The 21533-nt window shown below is 69.1% G+C and carries 18 protein-coding genes; 13 read left to right on the top strand and 5 right to left on the bottom strand.

The window, feature by feature from the left end; all coding sequences use genetic code 11:
• The first annotated feature begins 195 nt into the window (after positions 1-195).
• The 8 genes from G531_RS0105580 (at position 196) to G531_RS0105545 (ending at position 11337) form a co-directional block, all read left to right on the top strand.
• The gene (locus G531_RS0105580) at positions 196-1911 is read left to right on the top strand and encodes a nitrite/sulfite reductase (RefSeq protein ID WP_026926492.1); all 1716 of its coding nucleotides are present in this window, start codon (positions 196-198) and stop codon (positions 1909-1911) included.
• Entirely contained in the window at positions 1908-2639 is a 732-nt protein-coding gene (locus tag G531_RS0105575; RefSeq protein ID WP_026926491.1) for a phosphoadenylyl-sulfate reductase, read from the top strand. The genes G531_RS0105580 and G531_RS0105575 overlap by 4 nt, the downstream gene beginning before the upstream one ends.
• 56 nt (positions 2640-2695) lie before the next feature.
• Positions 2696-3625, top strand: coding sequence for a sulfate adenylyltransferase subunit CysD (cysD, locus tag G531_RS0105570; protein ID WP_245630475.1), 930 nt, complete (start codon positions 2696-2698; stop codon positions 3623-3625).
• Positions 3625-4920 (top strand): sulfate adenylyltransferase subunit 1, encoded by a 1296-nt coding sequence (locus G531_RS0105565; protein ID WP_026926489.1) that lies wholly within the window; start codon positions 3625-3627, stop codon positions 4918-4920. The genes cysD and G531_RS0105565 overlap by 1 nt, the downstream gene beginning before the upstream one ends.
• Complete coding sequence (locus tag G531_RS20690; protein WP_051215102.1) at positions 4920-5723, top strand: precorrin-2 dehydrogenase/sirohydrochlorin ferrochelatase family protein; 804 nt, start codon at positions 4920-4922, stop codon at positions 5721-5723. Before G531_RS0105565 ends, G531_RS20690 begins: the two co-directional genes overlap by 1 nt.
• Positions 5724-5752: 29 nt before the next feature.
• Positions 5753-6646: a sulfite exporter TauE/SafE family protein gene (locus tag G531_RS20685; protein WP_035757668.1), complete on the top strand. Its 894-nt coding sequence runs from the start codon at positions 5753-5755 to the stop codon at positions 6644-6646.
• Positions 6647-6703: 57 nt separating this feature from the next.
• Positions 6704-8710, top strand: coding sequence for an acyltransferase family protein (locus G531_RS0105550; RefSeq protein ID WP_026926488.1), 2007 nt, complete (start codon positions 6704-6706; stop codon positions 8708-8710).
• Positions 8711-8838: 128 nt separating this feature from the next.
• Positions 8839-11337, top strand: a complete 2499-nt coding sequence (locus G531_RS0105545) for a bifunctional FO biosynthesis protein CofGH (protein WP_026926487.1) — start codon at positions 8839-8841, stop codon at positions 11335-11337.
• Positions 11338-11385: 48 nt separating this feature from the next.
• Here G531_RS0105545 and G531_RS0105540 read toward each other — a convergent pair whose 3' ends face one another.
• From G531_RS0105540 to G531_RS0105530, 3 genes are all read right to left on the bottom strand, one after another.
• Positions 11386-12342: a pirin family protein gene (locus G531_RS0105540; protein WP_081683853.1), complete on the bottom strand. Its 957-nt coding sequence runs from the start codon at positions 12340-12342 to the stop codon at positions 11386-11388.
• 179 nt (positions 12343-12521) lie between these two features.
• Positions 12522-13328, bottom strand: a complete 807-nt coding sequence (locus tag G531_RS0105535; protein ID WP_026926485.1) for an ABC transporter permease — start codon at positions 13326-13328, stop codon at positions 12522-12524.
• Positions 13325-14266: an ATP-binding cassette domain-containing protein gene (locus G531_RS0105530; protein ID WP_081683852.1), complete on the bottom strand. Its 942-nt coding sequence runs from the start codon at positions 14264-14266 to the stop codon at positions 13325-13327. The genes G531_RS0105535 and G531_RS0105530 overlap by 4 nt, the downstream gene beginning before the upstream one ends.
• 115 nt (positions 14267-14381) lie before the next feature.
• Here G531_RS0105530 and G531_RS0105525 point away from each other — a divergent pair, with 115 nt between their 5' ends.
• The 3 genes from G531_RS0105525 (at position 14382) to G531_RS0105515 (ending at position 16298) form a co-directional block, all read left to right on the top strand.
• A complete protein-coding gene (locus tag G531_RS0105525; protein ID WP_026926483.1) occupies positions 14382-15293 on the top strand; it encodes a TetR/AcrR family transcriptional regulator in 912 nt (303 codons plus the stop codon).
• A 72-nt stretch (positions 15294-15365) separates the two neighbouring features.
• A complete protein-coding gene (tpx, locus tag G531_RS0105520; protein WP_026926482.1) occupies positions 15366-15863 on the top strand; it encodes a thiol peroxidase in 498 nt (165 codons plus the stop codon).
• A 159-nt stretch (positions 15864-16022) separates the two neighbouring features.
• The gene (locus G531_RS0105515) at positions 16023-16298 is read left to right on the top strand and encodes a hypothetical protein (RefSeq protein ID WP_145978673.1); all 276 of its coding nucleotides are present in this window, start codon (positions 16023-16025) and stop codon (positions 16296-16298) included.
• A 107-nt stretch (positions 16299-16405) separates the two neighbouring features.
• Here G531_RS0105515 and G531_RS0105510 read toward each other — a convergent pair whose 3' ends face one another.
• Complete coding sequence (locus G531_RS0105510) at positions 16406-16930, bottom strand: DoxX family membrane protein (RefSeq protein ID WP_026926480.1); 525 nt, start codon at positions 16928-16930, stop codon at positions 16406-16408.
• An 89-nt stretch (positions 16931-17019) separates the two neighbouring features.
• On the bottom strand, positions 17020-18552 hold the full coding sequence (locus G531_RS0105505) for an Hsp70 family protein (RefSeq protein ID WP_026926479.1): 1533 nt from the start codon (positions 18550-18552) through the stop codon (positions 17020-17022).
• A gap of 362 nt (positions 18553-18914) precedes the next feature.
• On the opposite strand from G531_RS0105505, the gene G531_RS0105500 reads away from it, so the two are divergent.
• Together G531_RS0105500 and G531_RS0105495 are read left to right on the top strand one after the other, a co-directional pair.
• Positions 18915-20213: an acyl-CoA dehydrogenase family protein gene (locus G531_RS0105500; protein WP_345917440.1), complete on the top strand. Its 1299-nt coding sequence runs from the start codon at positions 18915-18917 to the stop codon at positions 20211-20213.
• On the top strand, positions 20120-21532 hold the full coding sequence (locus G531_RS0105495; protein WP_145978674.1) for a cytochrome P450: 1413 nt from the start codon (positions 20120-20122) through the stop codon (positions 21530-21532). The genes G531_RS0105500 and G531_RS0105495 overlap by 94 nt, the downstream gene beginning before the upstream one ends.
• Position 21533 lies beyond the last annotated feature (1 nt).

Here is a 21533-nt window from a genome sequence, read left to right as displayed (position 1 = left end):
GGCGGCTAAGTCGCCCCGCGTACTCCCTGCGATCTCCCCATGCGGCAGTACGCCGGTAGCACGTTCCGTGGGACAGAAGGAAAACAAATGATCCCATTCGGTGGACACGATTAGAACTCTTGACTATGGATCCATTATGGTTCCCTATGAGGTGCCGGACCGGCACTGCCCATCACGCTTCAAGCTGAGGAATGCATGACCACCACGGATGAGACGATTGCTGCGAAGACCGCCACTGCGGTCAAGAAGCCTGCCTCCCGCGGCCAGTGGGCCGTGGATGGTCGCGCCCCGCTGAACGGCAATGAGGAGTTCAAGCAGGCCGACGACGGGCTGAACGTCCGCCAGCGGATCATCGATACCTACAGCAAGCAGGGAATCGATTCGATCCCGTCGGACGATCTGCATGGCCGGATGCGCTGGTGGGGGCTCTACACCCAGCGCAAGCAGGGCATCGACGCCCAGCAGACCTCGAAGCTGGCCGCGGACGCGCTGTCGGACAAGTACTTCATGATGCGGATCCGGATCGACGGCCGGATCCTGACCACCGAACAGGTCCGCGCGATCGCCGGCATCTCCCGCGACTTCGCCCGTGGCACCGCCGACATCACCGACCGGCAGAACATTCAGCTGCACTGGGTCGAGATCGAGAACGTGCCCGAAATCTGGCGCCGGCTCGATGAAGTCGGGCTGGACTCGGTCGAGGCCTGTGGCGATACCCCGCGCGGCTTCCTCGGCAGCCCGGTCGCCGGCGTGGCGGCCAACGAAATCATCGACACCGCCCCGGTGGCCGATGAGATCAAGCGACGCTTCCTGGGCAACCCCAAGTACTCCAACCTGCCGCGCAAGTTCAAGACCGCGATCACCGGTCACCCCAGCCTCGATGTCGTGCACGAGATCAACGACATCTCCCTGGTCGGCGTCCGCCACCCCGACCTGGGCCCCGGCTACGACCTGTGGGTCGGCGGGGGACTGTCCACCACCCCGCGGCTGGCCGAGCGGATCGGCGTCTTCGTCTCCGAGGCCGACGCCGCCGACGTCTGGGAAGGCGTCATCTCGATCTTCCGCGATTACGGCTTCCGCAAGCAGCGCACCAAGGCCCGGCTCAAGTTCCTGCTCGCCGAATGGGGGGTCGACAAGTTCCGTCAGGTCCTGGAGGACGAGTACCTCGGCCGCAAGCTGCCCGACGGTCCCGCCGCGACCCCGGACCCGAGCGCCGGCCCGTACGACCACGTCGGCATCCATGACCAGAAGGACGGCCGCAAGTACGTCGGGTTCGCGCCGACTGTCGGCCGGGTCAGCGGCGATGTGCTGTTCCAGGTGGCCGAACACGCCGAGGCGGCCGGCTCCAAGCGGGTGGCGCTGACGCCGCATCAGAAGATCCTGGTGCTGGACGTGGACGAGGCCGCGGTCGACTCGTTGGTCCGGGAACTGGGGGAGCTCGGCCTGCAGGCCAATCCCAGCCCGTTCCGTCGCGCCACGATGGCCTGCACCGGCATCGAGTACTGCAAGTTGGCCTTCGTGGAGACCAAGGGGCTGGCCGCGCGTACGGTCGATGAACTCGAGCAGCGCCTGGACGGGGTCGCGATCGAGCCGCCGATCTCGCTGAACATCAACGGCTGCCCCAACTCCTGCGCCCGGATCCAGGTGGCCGACATCGGCCTGAAGGGTCAGCTCGTGGGCGGCGAGTTCGGCTTCCAGGTGCACCTGGGCGGCGGTTTGGCCTCCCGGGACCGCGCGGAGGCCGGCCTGGGCCGGACCGTGCGTGGCCTCAAGGTGACCGCGGACGACCTGCCCGAGTACGTGGAGCGGGTCACCCGCACTTTCCTGGATCAGCGCAGCAACAACGCCGCCGGCAACCCGGAGACCTTCTCCGAGTGGGTCGCGCGGGCCGAGGAGGACGATCTCAAGTGAGTACCCCACTGGTCAGTCACGGTCCCGGGCGGACGCGTACCCCCGAGGAACTGGAACAACTGGCGGCCGAGGCCTCCGAACGCTTCGCCGACGCCACCGCCGAGGAGGTGCTGGCCTGGGCCGGCGAGACCTTCGGCAAGTCGCTGGCGGTCGCCTGCTCGATGGCCGGCGACACCGTCCTGCCGCATCTGGTCTCCCAGACCGTGCCCGATGTCGACGTGCTCTTCCTGGAGACCGGCTACCACTTCATCGAGACCATCGGGACCCGCGACGAGGTCGCCGAGACGATGCCGGTCAACGTGATCAACGTGCTGCCGCAACTCACCGTTGCCGAGCAGGATGCGGAGTACGGCGCGAAGCTGCACGACCGCAACCCGACCCAGTGCTGCGCGATGCGCAAGGTCGAGCCGCTGAACCGGGAGCTGGCCGGCTACGAGGCGTGGGTCACCGGCGTACGCCGCGAGGACAACGCGCTGCGCGCCAACGCCCAGCTCGTCGAGTGGGACAAGACCCACCAGATGGTCAAGATCAACCCGATCGCGCCGTGGAGCTTCGACGACCTGCTCGAGTACGCCACCGACCACCAGGTGCCGATCAACCCGCTGCTGGCCGACGGCTACCCGTCGATCGGCTGCGAGCCGTGCACCCGCCGGGTCGCCCCCGGCGAGGACCCCCGCGCGGGCCGCTGGGCCGGACTGAACAAGACCGAATGCGGGATCCACCTGTGAGTATCCAGATCCGAGGCAATCAGACTGTGAGCAATGAGACTGTGAACGACCTGAACATCGAGGCCGCCGACCTGCTCAACGACACCGTCGGTGAGTACGAGCTGAGCCAGCTCGACGCGCTGGAGAGCGAGTCCATCCACATCTTCCGCGAGGTGACCGCCGAACTCGAGCGGCCGGTGCTGCTGTTCTCCGGCGGCAAGGACTCGGTGGTGATGCTGCACCTGGCCCGCAAGGCCTTCTGGCCGGCCCCGGTGCCGTTCCCGGTGATGCACGTCGACACCGGCCACAACTTCCCCGAGGTCATCGAGTACCGCGACCGGACCGTGGAGAAGTTCGGGCTGCGCCTGGTCGTGGCGTCGGTCCAGGACTACATCGACGACGGCCGGCTCAGCGAGCGTCCCGACGGGACCCGCAATCCGCTGCAGACCATGCCGCTGCTGGACGCCATCTCCCACCACGGCTTCGATGCCGTCTACGGCGGTGGCCGCCGCGATGAGGAGAAGGCCCGCGCCAAGGAGCGCGTGGTCTCGCTGCGCGATGAGTTCGGGCAGTGGGATCCGCGCAACCAGCGCCCGGAGCTGTGGAACCTGTACAACCCGCGGCACCGGGCCGGGGAGCACGTCCGGGTGTTCCCGCTGAGCAACTGGACCGAACTCGACATCTGGCGCTACATCGCCCGCGAGGGGATCGAGCTGCCGAGCCTGTACTACTCCCACCGGCGCGAGGTCTTCGAGCGCGACGGGATGTGGCTGGCCGTGGGTCCGTACACCGACCCGAAGGATGCCGAGGTCGTGGTCAAGGAGGTCCGCTACCGCACCGTGGGCGACATGTCCTGCACCGGCGCGGTCGAGTCGATCGCCAAGGATGTCAACGACGTGGTGGCCGAGGTCGCCGCGAGCACCATTACCGAGCGCGGCGCCACCCGGGCCGACGACCGGATGACCGAGGCGGCCATGGAAGACCGCAAGAAGGAAGGGTACTTCTGATGAGCACGCTGCTGCGCCTGGCAACCGCCGGCTCGGTCGACGACGGCAAGTCGACCCTGGTCGGCCGGCTGCTGCACGACACCAAGTCGATCATGGCCGACCAACTCGAGGCCGTCGAGCGGGTCTCCGCCGACCGTGGCCTGGAGGCCGCCGACCTCGCCCTGCTCACCGACGGCCTGCGCGCCGAGCGGGAACAGGGGATCACCATCGACGTCGCCTACCGCTACTTCGCCACCCCGAACCGGTCGTTCATCCTGGCCGACTGCCCCGGGCACGTGCAGTACACCCGTAACACCGTCACCGGGTCCTCGACCGCCGACGTCATCGTGCTGCTGGTCGATGTACGCCACGGCGTACTCGAACAGACCCGGCGGCACCTGGCCGTGGCGTCGCTGCTGCGCGTGCCGCACGTGATCGTGGCGATCAACAAGATCGACCTGGTCGGCTTCGACGCGGACACGATCCGCGGGGTCCAGAAGCAGGTCAGCGAGGTGGCTGCCGGGTTCGGGCTCACCGACGTCACCACGATTCCGGTCTCCGCGCTGCGTGGGGACAACGTGGTGACCCGCTCCGAGCACACCCCGTTCTACGCCGGGCCAGCGCTGCTGGAACTGCTGGAGCAGATCCCGAACGCCGACTCCCCGACCCAGGAACAGTTCCGCTTCCCGGTGCAGTACGTGCTGCGCCCGCAGGCGGCGGCGGTCGATCCGGCGCTGCAGGAGTACCGCGGCTACGCCGGCCAGATCGCCTCCGGCGTGGTCCGGGTGGGGGACCGGGTCAGCGTGGAACCGTCGGGCCGCCCGACCACCATCGCCGGCATCGACACCGCCGACGGTCCGCTGGAGGTGGCCTTCGCGCCGCAATCGGTCAGCCTGCGGTTGACCGACGACATCGACCTGGCCCGCGGGGACATGATCGTCGCGGCGGATTCGGCCCCCGAGCCGACCCGGGAGATCGACGCCTTCGTCTGCTGGCTGGCCGAGCGGCCGCTCAAGCCGGGTGCCCGCGTCCTGCTCAAGCACACCTCGCACACCGTGCAGGCCGTGGTGACCGAGATCGGCAACCGGCTGGATCTGGACACCCTCGGCGGCACCCCGGCCACCGAACTCGCGCTGAACGATATCGGCCGGGTCCGGATCAAGGTCGCCTCCCCGATCGTCGCCGAGGCGTACGCCACCTCGCGCCGGCTGGGAGCCTTCCTGCTGATCGATGCGCAGTCCGCCGCCACCCTGGCGGCCGGCATGGTCGCCTCGACCACCGTCGAGGAACCCGAACCGGTCAACTGGGTGATCTGATGTTCCCGCTCACCCTGGACCTGGCCGGCCGACGCGTCCTCGCGGTCGGGGGCGGCAGCGTCGCCACCCGCCGCGTCCGTGGCTTCCTCGAGGCCGGCGCGGACGTGTGGGTGGTCGCGCCGCAGGTGAGCGACGAACTGGCCGAACTGGCCGCGGCCGGGGAGATCACCTGGTCGCGGCGCGAGTTCCGCGACACCGATCCCGACGGTGCCTGGCTGGTGCACACCGCGACCGGGGTCATCGACGATGCGGTGGCCCGGGCGTGCGAGGACCGCCGGATCTGGTGCATCCAGGCCGCCCGGGCCGCGCACGGCACCGCCGCGGTGCCCGCCCGCACCCAGGTGGAGCTGCCCGACGGACGGGTCAGCATCGCCGTCCAGTCCGGCGATCCGCGGCGCTCGGTGCGGGTACGCAACGCGCTGGCCGACTTTCTCGCCGAGCAGCCGCCGTCGCTGCGTCGGGTCCGGCCCGGCCGGGGCTGGGTCCGGCGGATCGAGGTCGATCCGCGTGCCGGCGAGCTCGTCGGGGCCGATCGGGCGCTGCTGGCCGCTGCCGACGTGGTGATCCTCGATCCCGGCGTACCCGCCGCCCTGGTCACCGACCTTGCCGCGGAAGTGGTCGACCTGGCCGGATTGCCCCCGGCCTGGGCGGCCCCGAGCCGGATCGCCGAGGTCGCTGCCGAACAGGCGGCCGGCGGGGCGGCAGTGGTCCAGCTGAGCCCGCTCGCGACGACCCGGCACCCCGCCCACCCTGCGGTGGCCGAGCGCGCAGTCGCTGCCGGGCCCACCGGTTCCTCCTGCTAAAGATTTCCCACTTCTAAGGTCTCCATCGAATGAGAAAACTTGTCCTGCTGGGGCTGGTCGGGCTCGGTGCCCAACTGGTCGACGGCGCGCTCGGGATGGGCTACGGCGTCACCTCCAGCACCATGCTGCTGATCGTCGGGCTGTCCCCGGCGCTGGCGTCCGCGTCGGTCCATCTGGCCGAGGTCGGCACGAACCTGGCTTCCGGGGTGTCCCATTGGAAACTCGGGAACACCGACTGGAAACTCGTCGCCCGGCTCGGCGTCCCCGGCGCGATCGGTGCCTTCCTGGGCGCGACCGTGCTGTCCAACATCTCCACCGAAGCCGGCCAGCCGGTGATGGCCGCCATCCTCGGGGCGCTGGGGATCTACATCCTGTTCCGGTTCGCGTTCCGGGCGCCGGCGAGCGCCCACGCGACCACCTCCCCGCACACCCCGCGCTTCCTCATCCCGCTGGGGCTGATCGGCGGCTTCGTTGATGCCACCGGCGGTGGCGGCTGGGGGCCGGTGTCGACCACGACGCTGCTGTCGCGGGGCAAGACCGCCCCGCGGACGGTGATCGGCTCGGTGGACACCTCGGAGTTCCTGGTCTCGCTGGCGGCCAGCGTGGGCTTCCTGGTCGGCCTCGGGACGGCCGGGATCGACCTGGGCATCGTCGCCGCCCTGCTGATCGGGGGCCTGATCGCCGCACCCATCGCGGCCTGGCTGGTCAGCCGGCTCCCGGCGCGGATCATGGGGACCGCGGTCGGTGGGCTGATCGTGCTGACCAACCTGCGGACCCTGTTCCAGGCCTTCGACATCACCGGGGTCGCGGTGTGGATCGGTTACGGTTTGGTACTCGCCCTGTGGGTCGGTTTGATCACCGTGGCGATCAGGAAGTACTTTGCGGAGAAGTTGTCAGCAAAGGAGACTCCGGTCACCGTCTGATCGCACCTCCGGCCGAGGGCGTCGCTGACCCGTCCACTACAGACCAGGAGGCTCCGGATGAATGCCGTCGAGCAGCGACGCACCCGACGGTTTCTTCCGGAACTCCAGGCCCTGCGAGCCATCGCGGTCGGCCTCGTGGTTGCCTTCCACGTCGCGCCCACCGGGTTGTTCCGCGGTGGGTTCGTCGGGGTCGACGCGTTCTTCGTGATTTCCGGCTATCTGATCACCGATCACCTGTTGCGCGAGGTGGACCGCAGCGGGACCATCCGGCTGTCGTCGTTCTATGCCCGCCGGGCCCGGCGGCTGCTGCCGGCCAGCATGCTGGTGCTGGTCGTCCTGCTGATCGGTTCGATCCTGGTCCTGCCGCAGCGCTACCTGCTGGGCACCATCCGTGAGGTGATCGCCTCCACGTTCTACGTGCAGAACCTGTGGCTGGCCTCGCAGGCGGTCACGTATTCCGCCTCCAACGACCTGGCCTCCCCGGCGCAGCACTACTGGTCGCTGTCGACGGAGGAGCAGTTCTACTTCGTCTGGCCGGCGCTGATCCTGCTGGGCCTGTACCTGGCCCGACGCTATTTCCGCGGCCATACCGTGCGCACGATCGGCTGGGTGCTCGTCGCGCTGACCACCGCCTCCCTGATCCACTCGATCGCGCTGACCAACTCCGACCAGGCGATGGCGTACTTCCTCACCACCACGCGCGCCTGGGAGTTCGGTGCCGGTGCCCTGGTCAGTCTGCTGCTGCGACGCTGGACCCCGCTGCGCGGACTCCCGGTGTTCCTGCGCTGGCTCGGTGTGGTGCTGCTGTTCGGGACGGCGGTGCTGATCAGCCAGGCCACTCCGTTCCCCGGCTGGATCGCCGCGATCCCGGTGGTCGGCACCGCGATGATCATCGTGGCCGGCGACACCGGCCGGCGCGACCCGCTGACCCGGGTGTTCGGCCTGCGACCGGTGCAGTGGTTGGGCAACGTCTCCTACGCGGTCTACCTGTGGCACTGGCCGCTGCTGGTGCTCATGCCGTACGCCGTCGGCCACACCCTGTCCTGGTGGGAGAAGGGACTGGTACTGGTCGCCACCGGGGTCCTGGCGCACCTGACCCGGTTCTATGTGGAGATCCCGGCGCAACGCAACCAGTGGTGGGGCAAGCGGACGCGGCGCACCCTGGTGGTGGTGTTCGCCGCCATGGCCCTGATCGCGGGCACCGCCTTCGGCGCCGGCCGGGTCGCCGAGAGCGGCCAGCAGAGCGCGACCGCGGCCCTGGAGGCCCGGCTGGACAACGAACCCTGTATCGGGGCGAAGGCTCCGCTCAATGACCAGTGTGCCGACCCGTTCGGCCAGCCGGCGATGTCCACGGTCAGCGAGGCCGAAGCCCCCTGGGGCGACCCCTGCAGCCACGGGGGCTGCGATCCCAATCTGGTCCGGCTCAAGGTGGCGCTGGTCGGCGACTCCCATGCCGAGTCGCTGTACCCGGCGTTGAAGGTGATCGCCCAGAATCGCGGTTGGGAGGTCCGCGGCCACTTCCAGGGCGGCTGCCCGGCGACGTACGCCACCACTCCCTCCTTCAAGCACGGGCCGCGCGACACCAACCGGCAGTGCACCGATTGGGCCCATCGGGTCACCGAGGAACTGCGGCGCGACCAGGTCGACATGATCATCACCACTGCCTCCGTGCTCACCGACTGGTACTCCACCGGGTCGGCCATCGCCGGCTTCCAGGCGGTCTGGCGGGACTGGGAGCAGATCGCCCCGGTGACGGTGATCCGGGACTACCCGGGCACCGGCGGCCAGCACATGCCCTCCTGCCTGGCCAGCAGCCAGAATCAACTCGACTGTGCCGTCCCGCGCGCCGAAGCGCTGCTGCCGCGCGACCTGCAGTACGAGGCCGCGGCCACCTTCGGCAGCGACCGGGTGCACCGGCTCGAACTCACCGAGGCCTTCTGCGACGACCGGCTGTGCTACCCGGTGATCGGGGGGCTCCCGGTCTACTACGACGAGGACCACATCACCAAGAGTTTCTCGCGCACCCTGGCCCCGCTGCTGGAAGCCAAGCTCCCGATGCCCTAGGCTGCGGGAATCTACGTCGTGGGTAGGGCCGCCGCAGCATGCGGCTGGTGATCGACCGGCAGGTCCCCGCGATCACCGGCCAGCGCCGGTGCCGCCGCCTGCCGTCTCACCCCTCGGAGTTCTCCCGGATGACCGATTCGCCCAACACCCATCAGATCCGCCGCAGCCTGGCCCGCGTACGCCGGGGTGCCAGCCTCGACCGGACCGAGGCCGCCGCCCTGCTCGACGCCCGCGGGGACGACCTGACCGAACTCTGCGCCGCCGCGGCCCGGGTCCGTGACGCCGGCCTGGTCACCGTCGGACGCGAGGGGATGATCACCTACTCCCCGAAGGTCTTCATCCCGCTCACCCGGCTGTGCCGCGACACCTGTCACTACTGCACCTTCGCCACCGACCCGGCCGACCTGCGCCGGCAGGGCCACGGGATGTTCCTCGAACCCGACGAGGTCGTCGACATCGCCCGCCGCGGCGCCGAACTCGGTTGTCTGGAGGCCCTGTTCACCCTCGGGGATCGGCCCGAGGCGCGGTGGCCGCAGGCGCGGCAGTGGCTCGACGAGCACGGCTACGACTCGACCCTGGACTACCTGCGGGCGATGGCGATCCGGGTGCTGGAGGAGACCGGCCTGCTGCCGCACCTGAACCCCGGCGTGCTCAGCTGGGAGGAACTGGCCCGGCTCAAGCCGGTCGCGCCGTCGCTGGGGATGATGCTGGAGACCACCAGCACCCGGCTGCACACCGAGCGGGGGCAGGTGCACTACGGCTCCCCGGACAAGGACCCGGCGGTCCGGCTGCGGACGCTGACCGATGCGGGGCGACTGAACGTGCCGTTCACCACGGGCCTGCTGGTCGGCATCGGGGAGACCAACGAGGAGCGGATCGACACGATTCTGGCCCTGCGGGACCAGATCCGCGACTACGGCGCGATCCAGGAAGTGATCGTGCAGAACTTCCGGGCCAAGCCGGACACCGCGCTGCGGCACGCCGACGACCTCCCGCTGGCGGACTACCTGGCCACCATCGCGGTGACCCGGATCCTGCTCGGGCCGCGGGCCCGGGTCCAGGCCCCGCCGAACCTGGTCGACCTCGAGGAGTGCCGCCTGCTGATCGAGGCGGGGATCGACGATTTCGGCGGGGTCTCCCCGCTGACTCCCGATCATGTGAACCCCGAGCGGCCCTGGCCCAGCCTGGAGGCCCTGCGCCGGGTATGCACCGAGGCCGGCTTCACCCTCACCGCACGCCTCACCGTCCATCCCGAGTACGTTCGGGCCGGCGAACCGTGGCTGGATCCCCGGGTCCAGCCGCACGTGAATGCGCTGGCGGCCGGCAGTGGGCTCGCGCGCCCCGGCGTACGCCCGCAGGGGCTGGCCTGGCAGGAACCCGAGAGCGGGCAGACCCTCGGCCGCGCGGACCTGCACGTCAGCATCGATGTGACCGGGCGCAGCAGCGACCGGCGCGGGGATTTCGATTCCGTCTACGGCGACTGGGAACAGTTGCGCAAGCAGGTCCGCGAGGCCAGTGCTCCGGTCCGGCTCGGCGGGGACGTGAAGGCGGCCCTGGCGCAGGCCGAGGCCGATCCGCAGCAACTCACCGACGATCAGGCACTGACCCTGATGACCGCCGAGGGGGAGGCGCTGGCCCAGGTGACCCACCTGGCCGACCAGATGCGGTTCGACCGCGTCGGCGATGACGTCACCTACATCGTCAATCGCAACATCAACTTCAACAACATCTGTTACACCGGCTGCCGCTTCTGCGCCTTCGCCCAGCGGCGTACCGATGAGGACGCGTATTCGCTGTCCTACGACGAGGTCGCCGAGCGGGCCGCGGAGGCCTGGGACCTGGGCGCCACCGAGGTCTGCATGCAGGGCGGGATCGATCCGATGATGCCGGTCGACGGCTACACCGAGATCGTCCGGGCGGTCCGGGAGCGGGTGCCCGGGATGCACATCCATGCGTACTCGCCGATGGAGGTCGTCAACGGGGCGACCCGGGCCGGGTTGTCGATCCGGGAATGGCTGACCGCCGTCCGCGAGGCCGGCCTGAACAGCATCCCGGGCACCGCTGCGGAGATCCTGGACGACGAGGTGCGCTGGGTGCTGACCAAGGGCAAGCTGCCGACCCAGAAATGGATCGAGGTGGTCACCACCGCGCACGAGCTGGGTATCCCGTCCACCTCGACGATGATGTACGGCCACGTCGACCGGCCCGACCACTGGGTGGCGCACCTGAAGCTGCTCGGGCGGATCCAGACCGAGACCGGTGGCTTCACCGAGTTCGTGCCGCTGCCGTTCGTGCACACCTCCGCGCCGATCTATCTGGCCGGGGTGGCCCGGCCGGGCCCGACCCTGCGGGACAACATCGCGGTGCACGCGATGGCGCGGATCCTGCTGTTCGGGCTGGTCGACAACATCCAGACCAGCTGGGTGAAGCTCGGCATCGAGGGGACCCGGACCATGCTGCGCAGCGGCGCGAACGACCTGGGCGGCACCCTGATGGAGGAGACCATCTCCCGGATGGCCGGCTCCCAGCACGGTTCGGCCAAGTCCATTGCCGAGATCAGTGAGATCGCCGACGGGATCGGCCGACCGGTACGCCAGCGCACCACCCTGTACGCCCCGGTCGGCTGAGGTCCGGGCGGTCGAGGCTCAGCCGGCCCGAGATCGGGCGGCTGGGCCTCAGGACCGGCGGGGGCGCAGGATCCCGTTGAGCGGGGGAGCGGGCTGCGCCGGGGCCATTCCCGGTTCGGGCACGCCGAACCGGGGCCAGGCCACGGCGTCGCGATACCGTCCGCTGGCCGGCGGGTCGGCCGGTTCGGCGCCGATCTCGGCCTGCCAGGCAGCCCGGTAGTCGGCGATCTCGGCGTGGGTCCGGCCCAGGAAGGTCCACCACATGATGACCCGGTCGGGCAACGGTCGCCCGCCGAGCAGGATGGCCCGAACCGGTTCGGGGCCGGCCTCCATGCGCAGTTCCGGCGTCCCCAGCGGGAGTATCGCCAATCGGTTGGCCGGGACCGGGGTCCCGTTGACCGTGACCGGGCGATCGACCAGGACGCCGTGCGCGAAGTCGGGGGCCAGCTCCCGGGCCAGCCGGCCCCGCACCGGCAGCATGATCTCCGCCCCGACCACCGGGCTGTAGGTCAGGACCGGGGCGCCGCGGCCGAGCCAGGTCCCGATGAACAGGCGGACGGTGGCATCGTCGACGCCGATCGGATCGGGGCGATAGCGGGTCAGCGCGGGGGCGATGTGCCGGGCATGTTCGGGCAGCGCCAGCCACAGGTGGACCCCGTGCAGGATCGGCGCCGTCGGGTCCGCGGTCTGGGCGTGGGACACCCCACGACCGGCGATCAGCCGGGCCACCTCGCCGGGGGTGATCCGGATCCGATTCCCGATCGAGTCGACATGCTCGATCGCGCCGGAGAACAGCCAGGTGACCGTACTGCAGCCGGTATGGGGGTGCCGCGGCGAGGCGATAGGGGCACCGCCGCGGGTGTCGGTCGGACCGAAATGGTTCACCAGGCACCAGGGGCCGATCATGCCGACGCGACTGTTGGGCAGCAGCCGACCGGCGGGCATCCCGCCCATCCCGGGGGCAGGGGAGGGATCGACGACTACCAGGCGTCGGGTGGACGGCATCGTGGGTGGACCTCCTCCGGGCTCGGGCACGGTCGATCGGCAAACGGGAGATTTTGACACTAGTGCACCCGACCGGGTCGGCCCGGTTGCGCGTCCCGGCGTTTCCGGTACCCGCAACTCGGGTCGAACCCGCGTAGGTATTGTCTCAGGCACTGCCGCCGCCGCGGCGGCGGCTCCGGTCAGCGGCGTCCCGCCCGGCGTCGGAACAGCCACGCACCCCAGCCGACCGACGCGACCAGGATGAGCAGGCACCACCCGATGGCCCACCAGGCAGCGGCACCGATGGGGGTACCCATGAGGTTCCCCCGGATCGTCTCGATGATCGGGGTCACCGGCTGATTCCGCGAGACCCACTGCAGCCAGTGGGGCATGGTCGACACCGGTACGAAGGCACTGGAGAGGTACGGCAGGAACAGGAGGATGAAGCCGTACGCGGTCGCCGCCTCCGGGCTGCCGGAAGCCAGCCCGATTGCCGCGAAAAGGTAGGTGATCGCCAGGATCCACAGCGCGATCATCCCGACCGCACCGAGCCAACCCACCGGGCCGGCCGACGGTCGGAAGCCGAGAACCAGGGCCACGGCAATCACCAGGCCGGTGGCCACCAGGTTGCGCAACAGACTGGCGACCACGTGACCGGTGAGGACGGCGCCGGCACGTACCGGCATGGTCCGGATCCGGTCGATGATCCCGGTCGACATGTCCTGGGCAACGTACACCGCGGTGGAGGAGGCACCGAACCCGGCGCAGGTGAGGATGATGCCGGGAACGACATAGTCGACGTAGCCGCCACCGGGGGCGATCGCTCCACCGAACACGAAGGTGAACACCAGCATCAGCAGGACCGGGAGCATGATCGCCATGAGCAGCGATTCCCCATCGCGCAGTGAGTGACGCAGGCTGCGCCGGGCAAACACGCTCTCGGCGACCATGCCGCCGACTCTTGGTCGGATGGCAGGAGACAGTGGCGTCGCAGGCAGGGTGGTCATCGGGTCTCCTTGGTGGTGAGGGCGAAAAACACGTCGTCGAGCGTGGGTCGGCGCAGCGACACCACGCCCTCGGCCCCGGACTCGTCGAGCAGGTCGAGGGCACGGCGCAGGTCGGACACCGACCCGTCGGTGGGCAGTTCACGCAGCAGCGAACCGTGCCGGTCGTGCAGTTCGACGGTGTCACCGCCGACCTGGGTCTTCAGCTGGGTGGCGGTGCCGCTGGCGACAACGTGTCCGTCGTTCAGCACCGCGATGCGATCGGCGAGCTGATCGGCCTCCTCCAGGTACTGCGTGGTGAGGAAGACGGTGGTGCCGGCGTCGGCGAGGGAGCGAATCACGTCCCACAGATCGCGACGGCTGCGGGTGTCGAGGCCGGTCGTCGGCTCGTCGAGGAAGAGCACCTCCGGGGTGACCACGAAGCTCATCGCCAGGTCGAGCCGGCGCCGCATCCCGCCGGAGTAGGTCGCCACTCGCTTGGCACCGGCCCGGCCCAGATCGAACCGCTCCAGCAGGGCCGCGGATCGGATCCGCGCGGTGCGCGCGGACAGGCCGGACAGCCGGCCCAGCAGGACCAGGTTCTCGGTACCGGTCAGGACCTCATCGACGGCCGCCGACTGTCCGGTGAGACTGATCCGGCGTTTGACCTGCTCGGCATCGGCGACGGTGTCGAAGCCGGCAACCCGGGCGCTGCCGGCATCGGGGCGCAGGAGTGTGCTCAGGATGTTGATGGTGGTGGTCTTGCCGGCGCCGTTGGGACCCAGCAGGGCCAGGATCTCCCCGCGCCGCACGGTGAGATCCAGCCCGGCCAGGATCGTCTGCTGCCCGAAGGACTTGCGCAGGTCGCGGACTTCGATGGCCGGGCTCGGGAGTTCCGCTGCGCGCGGTGGCGACCCTCGGGTCGGGGTCGGGGCCGAACGTCGGGTCGGGTTCGCGGTCATGGGTGCCTCCGGGGTGTCGCCGACCTCTGGACGAGGTCGAGTACTGTGTATGGCATCCACTGTATATGACCATCACATACTGTGTATAGGGTAAACAAGCCTTAGAATGTGGCCCATGGCTGAATCTGTCGAACCGGAGCTTCCGCGCGGGCTCGCCCTCGCCTGGGGGATTGCCGTCAACCCGCAGCGCGGGCCCAAGCGCGAGATGAGTGTCGAGCGCATCGTGGAGGCTGCGGTGGAACTGGCCGACGCCGAAGGGCTGCAGGCGGTGTCGATGGCCGCCGTTGCGGCGCGGTTGGGATTCACGCCCATGTCGTTGTATCGCTACATCTCGGCCAAGGACGACCTGCTGTTGTTGATGCAGGAGGAGGCGACCGGGCTGCCGTCGGATCCGGATCCGGCGTGGGGCTGGCGGGAGCGGCTGGAGGCGCTGTATGCGGAGATGGTCCAGCGCTATCTGGCCCACCCCTGGGTGCTGGACATTCCGATCAACGGTTCGCCGGCGACGCCCAACACTGCGGCCTGGCTGGATGCGGGCCTGGCTGCGCTCGCCGACACTTCGCTCACCCATGAGGAGCGGGTGGCCGTGATGCTCCTGGTCACCGGTCAGGCGCGCTGGACCGGGATCGTGCTGGCTTCCTATGCGCGGATCGAGCGGGAGCGGCGTCCGGGTGCGGTCCCCATCGGTGCCGAGGAGGATGCCCGCTTCCGGCTCCTGATCACCGCCGATGCCTATCCGCACCTGCGAGCCGCGATCGATGCCGGGGTATTCGCCACCGACAACGATCCGTTCGGATTCAACCTGGCCCGCAGTCTCGACGGAGTGAGCGCGTACCTGGCGACCGAGCAGCCCGAGCGGCCGGATCCGGCGCCCTGGATCACGCCGGAGGATGCTGACATCGCTGATGACAAGCGCTATCGCGAGGCGCAGAAGGCGGTACGCGATGCGGAGAAGGCGCTGCGGGACGCGCGCAAACTCGCCCGGCAGGCCGCCCGACAGGCGCGGGAGCGCCGGTCGGGCGGGTGAGCGGGCCCGGGCACCCAGTCGTGGCCCGGTCCTGCTGCCGGGGGCGCAGCCGGCTGTGCTAGACAGGGGGCCATGGCTACTACTGCATTCAAGGGCACCACCGTCAATACCGTCGGTGACCTTCCCGCCGTCGGCGCGCAGGCGCCGGCCGTCTCCCTGACCGCCGCCGACCTCTCCGAGATCACCTCCGAGCAGCTGTCCGGCAAGCGGGTCGTCCTCAACATCTTCCCCAGCATCGATACCGCCGTCTGCGCCACCAGCGTACGCAAGTTCAACGAGCTCGCCGCGAGCCTGGCCAACACCACCGTCGTCTGCGCCTCGATGGACCTGCCGTTCGCCCTGAACCGCTTCTGTGGCGCCGAGGGCATCGAGAACGTCCAGGTCGGCTCGGCGTTCCGGGACGATTTCGGCACCGCCTACGGCGTCCAGATGATCGACGGCCCGATGCGCGGCCTGCTCGCCCGCTCGGTGGTCGTGCTCGACACCGACGGCAAGGTCCTGCACACGCAGCTGGTCCCCGAGATCACCACCGAGCCCGACTACGACGCCGCGGTGGCCGCACTCAGCTGAGCCTTGCCTGACCCCTTTCTTGGGGGCTTGTGCTCATAAGCAGAAAGTATTACAAATCACTCACGATTCCCTTGAACTTCGGTGCGTTCGTTGATTGGCTGGAAGTAACCGGAAAACCGGCGCTCCACACGCAACGACGCACCGAAGGAGGAGAGTCCAGTGGTCACACATACCCCGATGGGTGCCTACAAGGCTTTCGCGGGCCGCCCGTGGGCTGTCGCCGAGGCCTGCGGGGCCGAACATTTCGTGGGTGGCTTTGCCAGCTTCGATGAGGCACAGCGCGCGTTCTGCGCGATCCGCTTCACCGAATTGCCCAATCGCTCCGGACATCGCCGCTGGCGCGGCAGTGCCCCCAGCGACGGGATGATCGTCCAGCTCGAGGCCGATCTCGACGAATCCCAAGACGAACAGCTGCAGTACGCCTGGCTCAGCTGATCCGTCCCCCCAGCAAAGGCGAAGGGCCCCGAGGAATCTCCTCGGGGCCCTGACCTTGTCCGCCGGACCGGGTCCGGGCACGCAGCCCGGCACCCGGTCGGGCCGGCTCACTCGTTGCCGTTGCGCGCGGCCCGGGCCGCTGCCTTGGCGGCGATCTTCTCGGCCTTGGCGGCCTGCTTCTCCGCGGCGATGCGACCCTTGCGCTCGCGCTTGGCCTCCTGCCGCTTCGACGGACCGGTGAACCCGTCCAGGACCAGCGAAGCGCCGATGCCGAACAGGAACACGTCCTTGGCCATCCCGGTGCCCTCCTGGGTCGGCCGGATCCCGTCGACGGTCATCCCGGGGGTCTTGCGGTAGGCATTGAGCAGCCCGGCGCTGAAGGCGGTGACCGGCAGGCCGGCCACCCAGCCCGGCACGAAGGGGAGCAGCAGCAGCGCGCCCATGGCGATCTCGCCGTAGGCCAGCAGCTTGCCGAACTGGTCGCGGTCGATCTGCTTGATCTGCGGCACGCCCTGGGCGCCGAGTTCCTGCAGGTAGGCCACGGTCTCTTCGGACAGGTCCAGCTTGTTGACCCCGGAGTTGATCAGGAATGCGCCTGCGGCCACTCGGGCGGGAATCTGGCGGAGCTTCATGAAGGAACCCTTTTCTGTATCGACTGCGCCTCACTGTACTGGGTGGTCCGCACGGCCGGACCGGGACCGGTGATCGGGCCGGCTGCGGCTCAGCTGGCCCGCAGCGAGGTCTGCTGGGCGTACCCGGTCTGCAGGTCGGTGATCCGCACCCGGATGATGCCGTGCTCGTCGACCACGTATTCCTCCTCGACCAGCGGGCCCTCGGTGTCGGTGCGGTACACCGCGGTGGCCCCCAGGGTGATCGGGTCGGCGTGCTGCAGCGCGTCGGTGAAGGGGAAGAACACCTCCGCGAACGGCACCAGATCGCCCGACGGCGTACCGCTGGCGTCCAGGCCGGTGTATTCGACGAAGCGGAACACCCCGAGGTTGTGCGCGGCGCGATAGCTGCGCCGGATATGGATCTCCTCGGTGGGGGAGATCCGGTCGTCGCTGGCCAGCAGCGGATCGAACTCGAATTTCGTCCCCGCCCCGGCCTCCCGGAAGACCCCGAAGCCGCGGGACAACTGGTCGGTCAGCGAATAGCCCGCCCCCGGATCGGCCGCGATCGCCAGACCGATGGCGGTCGAGGCCGCTGGGTAGGGCGAGCGGTGCACCCGCCGGCCGAACGTTTCCCGCAGCACCCGGGGCACCAGCGGCAGCGAACTTGCCCCACCCACCAGATAGATCCCGGCGATGTCGGCGCTGAGCCCCTCGGTCGAATCGGCGGGGGCCTCCAGCCCGCGGACCAGCGGCGCCATCGCCTTCACCGTCTGGTCCACCAGGCCCGCGCTGGCGTGGTAGAAGTCGCCGACCGGGATGATCACCGGCGTCCCCGCCACCTCGATCGTCATCCGCTTGGACTGCGGCAGCAGTTGCTCCTTGGCGGTGCGGCAGTCCTCCAGCAGCAGGTCCCGCTCGCGTACGCCCAGCCCGGCGAGGTCGATCCCCGCCGCCTCGGCGGCCAACTCGGCGAGGATCTCGTCGAAATCATCACCCCCGAGCCGGTTCACCCCGATCGAGCCGAGCACCTCGTGGGACAATCCGTCGGCGGTCACCAGCGAGGCGTCGAAGGTGCCCCCGCCCAGGTCGTAGACCACGATGCGGGTACGCCGGGAGTTCAGCGTCCGGGACTGGCGATGGGTGTACTCGAAGCCGGCCGCCGAGGGCTCGTTGATCATCGCCGAAACCTCGAACCCGGCCCGGCGGAAGGCGTCCAGGGTCAGGAACCGCTGGGCACTGTGGGCGTGCGCCGGCACCGCGGTGACCGTACGCCCCACCCCCTCGGTGGCCAGGGCCTCGGCAATGTTGGAGGTGGTGAACAGGGCCCGACGCAGAGCGCTGAGAAACCCGGTGAGCAGGTCGCCCAGGGCGATCGCCTGGCCTGCCAGTTCCAGCTCGGTCGCCGCGGTGACATCGGAACGGCCGAGCACCCGCTTGAACGAACGCAGCAGGGGAGCGCCGGCGTCGGCGGCGGCCAGGGCCTCGAAGCCGTACGCCCAGCCCGACTCGGTCACCGCGGCCACCGACGGAAAGAACTCGCTGCTGTCGCCGTGCTGGTCGACGAAGCTGACCACGGGATAGTTGCCTCGATCCGCGTGCGCCACGATGGTTCGGGTCGTGCCGAAATCGATCCCCAGATGCATGCCCCGAGGGTACCAATCGACCCCCCGGGCACTGCGGGCCGACGCACCCGGAACGACCCGATCGGTCCGGGGCTCAGAGCCCCCGAACCCTCATCTGATCGAACAGTTGGCTGCGCATGGCTCCTCCTTGGGTTCGCGTCCTGAGGGTTCAGCGCAAGTGCCGTACACACCTGCCGGAGAAGAAGAAATCCGATGATGCCGCAGCATCATCGGATCCGCTTCTGCCATGGAAACCGCGAGCTCTCGACAAACGACCAACCGACTGGTAGTTTTTTGGGTGATGGCCGGCGCCTGCTGGTGGGTCTTATCCATCTCCGGGCGTGTGGCAAGTGCGCAGTGTCCGTCAACGCAGGGGAGTCCTGGTGAGCAACATTGATCCTGTCCATGCGGCCGAGTACGCCGCGGCCGCGAAGAAGCGGTACTTCACCGTGAACCGCGGCCCGGAGATCTTCGAGTCGATGGATCTCGCCCCGTCGCCGAAGGGGCGTGAGGTGCTCGAGGCGATGATCGACTTCATGGACGAGTTCGTCTACCCGGCCGAACCGGTCTACGCGCAGCAGTTGGCCGCGAACGCGAGGGACCGGCCGCACGACCTGCCGCAGATCGTCGAGGACCTGAAGGTCGAGGCCCGCAAGCGGGGCCTGTGGAACCTGTTCCTGCCGGACGTGTCGGGGTTGAGCAACTTGGACTACGCCTACGTGGCCGAGGTGACGGGCCGGTCGCCCTACCTGGCGCCGGATGCGATCAACTCGAACGCGCCGTCGTCGGGGAACATGGAGATCCTGCACCTGTTCGGCACCGAGGAGCAGAAGTGGCAGTGGCTGGAGCCGTTGCTGGACGGCACGATGCGGTCGGGGTTTGCAATGACCGAACCGGCCGTCGCGTCGTCGGATGCGCGTCAGATTGCGACGTCGATCGTGCGCGACGGTGATGAATACGTGATCAACGGTCGCAAGTGGTGGACGTCCGGGGCCGGTGATCCACGTTGCAAGATCCTGGTGTTGATGGGGCGGATCGCCCCGGACGCCGCGCCGCACCAGCAGCAGTCGTTCATCCTGGTGCCGGTGGACACTCCGGGTGTGACGGTGCATCGGTCGTTGCCGCTGTTCGGGTACTACGACCAGCAGGGGCATGGCGAGATCAGTTTCGAGGACGTGCGGGTGCCGGTGAGCAACCTGATCGGCGAGGAGGGGTCCGGGTTCGCGTTGGCCCAGGCCCGGCTCGGTCCGGGGCGGATCCACCACGCGATGCGGTGTGTGGGGATGGCCGAGCGGGGTCTGGACATGATGGTGCGCCGCTCGATGGAGCGGGAGCCGTTCGGCAAACCGCTGTCGGAACAGGGTGTCGTGCGCGACTGGATCGCCGAGGCGCGGATGGACATCGAGATGACGCGGCTGTTGGTGACCAAGGCCGCATGGATGATCGACCGGGTCGGCGCCAGGCGTGCGGCCACCGAGATCGCCGCGATCAAGGTCGTCGCGCCGCGCACCGCGCGCAGGGTCTTGGACAGGGCGATTCAGGCCCATGGCGGGTTGGGGGTGACCGAGGACGTCCCGTTGGCGCGGATGTGGGCCTCGGCGCGGATCCTGGGGATCGCGGACGGGCCGGACGAGGTGCACCTGCGCAGTGTGGCCCGGGTCGAACTGAAGAAGTACCGCTGATGATCAACCCAGCGAAGGAGCACCGCATGGCGGGCGAGGAGCAGGCCACGGAGGAGCTTCCTTCAGGGCAGTGCCCGGTGGTGCAGTTCGATCACCACGAGCACATGACGCGAGAGCAGAGCCAGCGCGAATGGGCTGAACGGCGTGAGCAGTGCCCGGTGGCATGGAGCGAAAGCCACGGCGGTTTCTGGGTAGCCTCGCAGTACGACGCGATCGCCGAAGGGTTCCGCAACTGGGAGTCCTTTTCGTCCAGCCGGACGGCCCGGGCCAGCGGGCCCGGAGGGGACCCGGGGCTGAACTCGCTGTGGATCGCGGAGAATCCCATGCCGACCGTCCTGGTGCCCGAGGAACTCGACCCGCCGGCGTGGGAGCCCTACCGACGGGTCCTGGCCGAGCCGCTGTCGCCGCGCGCGATCAAGCGCGACTTCACCGACAGCGTCCGGGCGCACATCACCCGGCTGATCGACGCCTTCATCGAGAAGGGGGAGTGCGACCTGATCCACGATCTGACCAGCCCCTTGCCTGCAGGTGTCTCCCTGGACTGGCTGGGCTTCCCCGAAGAGGACCATCGACGGTTCAGCGAGGCCTTCCACGGCATCAGCGCCTATGTAACCGGCTCGCCCGAGTTCCAGGACATCATGGTCGACGTCACCTGGATGGTCGGTCGGATCGAGGAGGAGGTCCGCGCCCGGCGGGAGAACCCGACCGACGACGCGATGAGCCAACTGGTGAACTTCGAGATCGACGGTGAGGTCATTCCACAGGATATGGCCCTCGGCCTGGTGACCTTGGCGGTGGGCGGCGGCGTCGACACCACCTCGTCGGCGTCGAGTTCGATGCTGATGCACCTGCACTTCCACCCCGAGGATCGAGCTGCGCTCACCGAGCGCCCCGAGTTGATCGACAGCTTCATCGAGGAAGTGCTGCGGATGTATCCGCCCGCTCGCACGCATGCGCGGACCGTGGTCCGCGAGACCGAGTTGGGTGGCGTGACCATGCAGCCCGGTGATCGCCTGCTGCTCAGCGAGGTGTCGGCCAACTTCGACGAAGAAGCATTCCCCGATGCCGATTGGTTTGTGATCGATCGCTTCCCGAACCGGCACCTGACCTTCGGCATGGGCATCCACCGCTGTCCCGGCTCACACCTCGCGCGGCTCCAGATGAAGGAACTCCTGCTCCAGGTCCTCGAGCGGATGCCCGACTTCCGGCTCAAGGAGGAGGGGCTGATCGAGTACCACAGCTGGTCGTCGTCGAGCGGCTATATCGACATGCCGGCCGTATTCACGCCCGGCCCCCGGGTCGGCACGACCCCCAGCTGAC

Origin of the sequence: Granulicoccus phenolivorans DSM 17626 = NBRC 107789 = JCM 15570 (genome assembly GCF_000423085.1) — a bacterium.
In the GTDB taxonomy this organism is placed as follows: domain Bacteria; phylum Actinomycetota; class Actinomycetes; order Propionibacteriales; family Propionibacteriaceae; genus Granulicoccus; species Granulicoccus phenolivorans.
This window is presented reverse-complemented; position numbering and strand designations above follow the sequence as displayed.

Excerpts from the sequence above, each read along its gene's own strand:
- G531_RS0105530 (WP_081683852.1), bottom strand. The coding sequence starts at position 14,266 with ATGACCGCGAACCCGACCCGACGTTCGGCCCCGACCCCGACCCGAGGG.
- G531_RS0105510 (WP_026926480.1), bottom strand. The coding sequence starts at position 16,930 with ATGAAGCTCCGCCAGATTCCCGCCCGAGTGGCCGCAGGCGCATTCCTG.
- G531_RS0105525 (WP_026926483.1), top strand. The coding sequence starts at position 14,382 with ATGGCTGAATCTGTCGAACCGGAGCTTCCGCGCGGGCTCGCCCTCGCC.
- G531_RS20690 (WP_051215102.1), top strand. The coding sequence starts at position 4,920 with ATGTTCCCGCTCACCCTGGACCTGGCCGGCCGACGCGTCCTCGCGGTC.
- G531_RS0105505 (WP_026926479.1), bottom strand. The coding sequence starts at position 18,552 with ATGCATCTGGGGATCGATTTCGGCACGACCCGAACCATCGTGGCGCAC.
- tpx (WP_026926482.1), top strand. The coding sequence starts at position 15,366 with ATGGCTACTACTGCATTCAAGGGCACCACCGTCAATACCGTCGGTGAC.
- G531_RS0105545 (WP_026926487.1), top strand. The coding sequence starts at position 8,839 with ATGACCGATTCGCCCAACACCCATCAGATCCGCCGCAGCCTGGCCCGC.
- G531_RS0105540 (WP_081683853.1), bottom strand. The coding sequence starts at position 12,342 with ATGCCGTCCACCCGACGCCTGGTAGTCGTCGATCCCTCCCCTGCCCCC.
- G531_RS0105535 (WP_026926485.1), bottom strand. The coding sequence starts at position 13,328 with ATGACCACCCTGCCTGCGACGCCACTGTCTCCTGCCATCCGACCAAGA.
- G531_RS0105550 (WP_026926488.1), top strand. The coding sequence starts at position 6,704 with ATGAATGCCGTCGAGCAGCGACGCACCCGACGGTTTCTTCCGGAACTC.
- G531_RS0105580 (WP_026926492.1), top strand. The coding sequence starts at position 196 with ATGACCACCACGGATGAGACGATTGCTGCGAAGACCGCCACTGCGGTC.
- G531_RS0105565 (WP_026926489.1), top strand. The coding sequence starts at position 3,625 with ATGAGCACGCTGCTGCGCCTGGCAACCGCCGGCTCGGTCGACGACGGC.
- G531_RS20685 (WP_035757668.1), top strand. The coding sequence starts at position 5,753 with ATGAGAAAACTTGTCCTGCTGGGGCTGGTCGGGCTCGGTGCCCAACTG.